This is a genomic window from Psychrobacter sp. (assembly GCF_036731945.1).
Classification (GTDB): Bacteria; Pseudomonadota; Gammaproteobacteria; order Pseudomonadales; family Moraxellaceae; genus Psychrobacter.
The window spans coordinates 32,963-34,045 of record NZ_DAINDI010000006.1; the positions used below are offsets into that span (position 1 = coordinate 32,963).

The following is a 1,083-nucleotide window of genomic DNA, read 5'->3' on the forward strand; positions in this document are numbered from 1 at the left end:
CGTTTCGCGACGAGCCGCCAATGTTTCAGCATCAGTATCACGCAAACGACGTACAAAGAAGAAGACGAAGATTAGGAAGTAAGCAAAAATAGCTGCAACACCTAGTACCTGAACGAGACGAATAGTATTTGCTTGGCGTTCAGTTTCCTTATAAACCTCACTAGTTAGTTTATCTAAAGCATCATTCATACGTAGACTAGACGTTTTAGCTTGTTCATAAGCCAATGCCAACTCATCCGAAGAATCTACTCGAATGTTACTAGCACCTTTAAGATAAGCTGTGATAAGCGGTTTTAACTTATTCCAGTCTTGCTGCGCTTCTTCTAAAGCAGCTACTTCGCTCGCTGTTGTGATATTGGGAATTTTGTAAGAGTTACCGGCCTCATCATTGTATTCTGAACCTTCTCTCATACTGATTAGCAATCTATCAATATCTTGAGTGTTACCCTCTAATCTTTCTCGTACTCGCTTTTGATGAGGAGAATTAATATGCTCACCCACACTACTTCGTAGATCGAACAAATCTTTAATAATTGCTTGAGCGTTATTTGCAGTTTTATTAGAAATATTTACAAGTGTAGTATTGCGTTCAAGAACACTTGAGGTATAAAAAGTAAAGGCAAGCAATACCCCAATCAGTGCCAAGAAGGCAGCAATCGACAGAATCAAACCGCGATAACGAGAGTTAACGCTTTGAGTTGATACAGTCATAGCACATTCCTTTTAATATATATAAATTCATATTTACTGTTTGTTTAAGCTAAAATAATGCCTTCTGTAAACTATTCTAGAGCCGACTTTTGAAGCATTTGCTCTTGCTGTAGAGAGGTCTTGGTCAAATCCGTGCCAAACCATTTAGTCGTTAGCTTTGCATAGGTCCCATCTGTTTTTAACTCTTTTAACCCTTTATTAACCTTTTTCAGTAAATCAGGCTGACTTTTATCAATAAGGAATACCTTTCGAGCACCATCAGCTCTGATACTCTCGTAGTCAAAATATCGTGGCTGTAGACTTGGCAAGTCATTAAGTGTATAGCGAAGTACACCTGAATCATCTACCACAGCGTCGACTTTATCTTGCGCC

At 38.8% G+C, this 1,083-nt stretch carries 1 protein-coding gene and 1 pseudogene; both read right to left on the minus strand.

Annotated elements, in window-relative coordinates:
* Positions 1–711 (minus strand): annotated as a pseudogene (locus V7D75_RS02230) (ATP-binding protein); the annotation flags it as partial.
* 71 nt (positions 712–782) lie between these two features.
* On the minus strand, positions 783–1,083 hold a 301-nt coding region (locus V7D75_RS02235), incomplete at its 5' end, for a substrate-binding periplasmic protein (RefSeq protein ID WP_333613235.1).